Origin of the sequence: Dietzia sp. E1 (assembly GCF_014145015.1) — a bacterium.
GTDB lineage: Bacteria > Actinomycetota > Actinomycetes > Mycobacteriales > Mycobacteriaceae > Dietzia > Dietzia cinnamea_A.
Window position 1 is genome coordinate 1 of record NZ_JAALDU010000482.1, and the last position, 4,210, is coordinate 4,210.

At 72.3% G+C, this 4,210-nt stretch carries 4 protein-coding genes and 1 pseudogene; 1 reads left to right on the plus strand and 4 read right to left on the minus strand.

Features of this window, described 5'->3' with window-relative positions; genetic code table 11:
- The coding region (locus G6030_RS14295) for a PASTA domain-containing protein (protein ID WP_182643580.1) at nucleotides 1-985 on the plus strand (985 nt) is incomplete at its 5' end.
- 78 nt (nucleotides 986-1,063) lie between these two features.
- Here G6030_RS14295 and G6030_RS14300 read toward each other — a convergent pair.
- The 4 genes and pseudogenes from G6030_RS14300 to G6030_RS14315 all read right to left on the minus strand — a co-directional run.
- The gene (locus G6030_RS14300; RefSeq protein ID WP_061228914.1) at nucleotides 1,064-2,470 is read right to left on the minus strand and encodes a 3-deoxy-7-phosphoheptulonate synthase class II; all 1,407 of its coding nucleotides are present in this window, start codon (nucleotides 2,468-2,470) and stop codon (nucleotides 1,064-1,066) included.
- A 36-nt stretch (nucleotides 2,471-2,506) separates the two neighbouring features.
- On the minus strand, nucleotides 2,507-3,004 hold the full coding sequence (locus tag G6030_RS14305) for a polyadenylate-specific 3'-exoribonuclease AS (protein ID WP_007632179.1): 498 nt from the start codon (nucleotides 3,002-3,004) through the stop codon (nucleotides 2,507-2,509).
- A 4-nt stretch (nucleotides 3,005-3,008) separates the two neighbouring features.
- Nucleotides 3,009-3,749, minus strand: coding sequence for a lysophospholipid acyltransferase family protein (locus tag G6030_RS14310; protein WP_182643581.1), 741 nt, complete (start codon nucleotides 3,747-3,749; stop codon nucleotides 3,009-3,011).
- Nucleotides 3,750-3,794: 45 nt separating this feature from the next.
- Nucleotides 3,795-4,210, minus strand: a pseudogene (locus G6030_RS14315) (hypothetical protein); the annotation flags it as partial.

Consider the following 4,210-nt stretch of genomic DNA (forward strand, 5'->3'; position numbering starts at 1 on the left):
CGGGCGGTTCGTGGAGGTGCCCTCCGTCCAGGGGATGTCGGTGGGCCAGGCCACCGACGCGGTCAACGCCGTGGGGCTCGCGGCCGCGACGCGCGACGCCTTCAGCAACGACGTCCCCCCGTCCGGCCTGGTGGGCACCGACCCCGCGGCCGGCGAGAAGGTGCCCCGCGGGGACACCGTGGCCGTGTTGGTGTCGGTGGGGCGCCCGGTGGTGCCCGAGGTGGGTGCGAACCGGACCGTCGACGCCGTCTCGGCCGCCCTCCGGGAGAACTCGCTGGAGCCGGTCCGCGGCGGCACCGAGTACTCCGACTCGGTCCCCGTCGGCCAGGTGGTGTCGTTGCAGCCCGGCGCGGGCACGACCGTCGACGTGGGCACGCGCGTGGCCATGATCACCAGCTCCGGGCCGGCGCCGGTGGCCGTGCCGGAGGTGGTGGGCCTGGCCGAGGACCAGGCGCGCGCCGCCCTCGAGGGCGCGGGCCTCGCCGTGTCGCAGGTCAGGAGGGTGTACGACGACGAGGTGGACGGTGGCCTGGCCGTGGGCACCGACCCGGACGCCGGGACCGACGTGTCCCGCGGCGACGGGGTCGTCCTGCTGGTCTCCAACGCACTGACCGTGCCCGACATCAGGGACGTGCCCGTCGACGAGGCGACCGACGTGCTCGAGAAGGCCGGTTTCACGGTCGTCCTCGAGTCGCCCGTCACCGATCGTCAGGTCGCCGACGGTCGGGTGGTCCGTACCGAGCCGCCCGCCGGGACCCGCCTCGACCCGTCGGGCGCCGTGCTGCGGATCGTGCCGTCGGACGCGGTGACCGTCCCGGTCGTGCTGGGCTCACGCGCGTCCGACGCCCGCCAGCGACTGCAGGAGGCCGGACTGCGCGCCACCATCGACGCGGGGACGTCGAGCGGCATCGTCTACGGCCAGACCCCGCTGCCAGGCCGGGTGGTGGCCCGGGGCAGCGAGGTCGAGATCGACGCCCTGGGCTGACGCGGCCCAGGGCTGACGCGGTACTGGGCTGACGCGGCCCGGGGCTGACGCGTCGCGCCGGCGGCCGGGCCCGACGCGTCAGTGGCGCAGCATCTCCGCGACCAGGTAGGCCAGCTCGAGCGACTGCTGGGTGTTGAGCCGCGGGTCGCAGGCCGTCTCGTACCGGCCCGCCAGATCCAGGTCGGAGATGTCCTGGGCGCCGCCGAGGCACTCCGTGACGTCCTCGCCGGTCAACTCGATGTGGATCCCGCCGGGATGCGACCCGAGCGCGTGGTGCACCTCGAAGAAGCCCTGGACCTCGTCGATGATCCGGTCGAAATGGCGGGTCTTGTACCCGTTCGACGTGGAGTGGGTGTTGCCGTGCATCGGGTCGCACTGCCAGATGACCTTGTGCCCGGTGGCCTCCACCGCACGGACGATCGGCGGCAGAGCCTCGCGGACCTTGTCGTTGCCCATGCGGGAGACCAGGGTCAGTCGGCCCGGCCGGTTGTGAGGGTCGAGCTTCTCGACGTACTCGACCGCGAGCTCGGGCGTCGTGGTGGGCCCGATCTTCAGTCCGATGGGGTTCTGGATGAGCGAGGCGAACGCCACGTGGGCGTCGTCGATGCCGCGGGTGCGCTCCCCGATCCACAGGAAGTGGGCCGACAGGTCGTACAGGCCCTGCTCGGCGTCACCGGTGAGTCCCGTCCCGTCATCGGCCAGGCGCAGCATCGCCCGCTCGTAGTCCAGGACGAGGGCCTCGTGGGAGGAGAAGATGTCGGCGGACCGCAGGTTCGCGTCGGAGACGCCGCACGCGTCCATGAAGCGCAGGCCCCGGTCGACCTCCGCGGCCAGGGCCTCGTAGCGGGCGCCGGCCGGCGAACCGGCGACGAACTCCATGTTCCACTCGTGCACGCGGTGCAGGTCGGCGGTGCCCGACGCCGTCAGGGACCGGACGAGGTTCATCGCCGCGGCCGCGTTGGCGTAGGCGCGGACCAGGCGGGACGGGTCGTGCTCACGTGCCGCCTCGTCCGCCTCGATGCTGTTGACCATGTCACCCCGGTAGGACAGCAGTCCGCTGCCGTCGCGGTCGGCGGACCGGGGCTTGGCGTACTGGCCGGCGATGCGACCGACCTTGACCACGGGCATCGAGGCACCGTAGGTCAGCACGACCGACATCTGCAGGAGCGTGCGGATCACGCCCTTGATGTGGGGCTCGGTATTGGCCTCGAACGTCTCGGCGCAGTCACCGCCCTGCAGCAGGAACGCCCGACCGTGGGCCACGTCCGCCAGGCGATCCGAGAGGTGCTCGACCTCGGAGGCCACGCAGATCGGCGGGACGCTCTCGAGGACCTTGCGCATGGCGGCGGCGTGCTGCGGGTCCCACGACGGCTGCTGCAGCGCCGGCCGGGAGAGCGCATCGGCCAACTGCCTGTCGAGGTCCGCGGAGAGCGGCGGCAGGTCGGGGAGTTGCGCGATGTCGACGTCGACTGTCCAGTTGCTCACCCCGGCGACGATACGCCACCGCGCGCGGGCGAGGCCTCAGAGACCCAGGTGGGGCGCCTGCTCGGCGATGGCCCGGAACCGCATCGCCACATGGCGGGCGTCACCGAGTGCGTCGTGTGCGCCCCCGGGGTGCGCCGGCAGCTCCGGCCGGCCGGCGAGCTCCCACAGTTGGCGGACGTCGCGGGTGAACTTGGGCATCGCCGCCGGGAGCTTCGTCATGTCGCCCCACAGCTGGCACACCGCGACGTGGTCATAGGCGCCGATCCACGCCCACATCTCGACCGGGCCGGTGGGCCGGGCCGTGACGAAGTCGTACAGCTCGTCGCGGATCCGGGCCCTCGACATCCACGCCGCGGACGACGGGTTGGGGAGTTTGGGCAGGACGTTGCGGCGGACCCACGGGCCGGCCGTCGACGAGTCGAACTCGGTGGACACCGCGTAGAACTCGCGACCGTCCTCGGCGACGACCCCCACCGACACCAGGTCGATGGTCGTGCCGTCCTCAATGAACTCGCAGTCGTAGAAGTACCGCACCTCGTCAGCGCTGTCCGTCGACGGGCTGGTCGAGCAGGTTGTGCCCTGACTCGCGGACCGCCTGGTAGCGCTTCTTCATGTCCGCGCCGTAGATGTCGTGGACGTACTCCTGGCCGGTGAGTGCCTGGATACGACGCATGAGCTCGTCGGTGACCTCGCGCTCGGCCTCCCGGTCGCCTTCACGGCCGGCCCACGGCGAGAGGTCGAGCGGCTCGCCGAGCATCACGCGGACCTCGGTGCGCGGGAAGAAGCGGAACCTGGTCGCCTTGCGGACGTACTCGCCGGTGCCGGAGACCCCGACGGGGATGATCGGCACGCCCGCGCGCAGCGCCAGCCGGGCCGGCCCGGTCTTGCCCCGGTAGAGCCGTCCGTCCGGGGAACGGGTGCCCTCGGGATAGATGCACAGGATGCGCCCGGACGACAAGACCTCGAGACCGGCGTCCAGCGCCGCCTGTGCGGCGTCGGCGTTGGTGCGGTCGATCGGGTACTGCCCGGAGCCGGCGAAGAACCACCGGCTGAGCATCCCGCGGATGCCGGTTCCCGTGAAGTAGTCACTCTTGGCCAGGAACGTCACCCGGCGCGGCAGGAGCAGCGGGGTGAACAGCCAGTCCGCGACCGACTGGTGGTTGCCGACGAGGAGAGCGGCCCCCCGGGCCGGGAAGTGCTCGCGTCCCGTCACGACCCGCCGACTCGTCACCCGGAGGAACGGGCCGATGAGCACGTACTTGAACAGGTAGTACAGCAACGCGGTCCCCGGTCCTCTCGTGGTGCCAATCGACGAATGCGGATACTACCCGGCCGTGTCGGCGGAACCGGTCGGCACGAGGTTCTGCGGCCACAGATCGGGGTCCGGGAGAAAGCGTAGCCGGACCCGCCCGGCGCCGGCGTCGAAGGTCGAGTCGACGAGGACGCAGCGGGTCAGCAGCGGCGGCAGGCCGAGAACGGCGCGGAAACCGTCGTGTTCGAGGCGGAGCCGGTCGCCCTCGACGGACGCCGGCGTGGAGGGCGCGGTCGGGACGGGGTATTCGACGCGGTATCCCCCGTCGCCGTCAGGCGCCACCTCGGGCCGGACGGCGCCGCGCGCCAGCGCCGCCATCGCGGCCGTCCGCTCCGGTGCGCGGCCGACGACGATCACCTCGAGCGGGCCCGAGAGGAAACCGGCCACGTCACCGGCGAGCAGCGCGAGCCGGTGCGCCTCCCGGACAC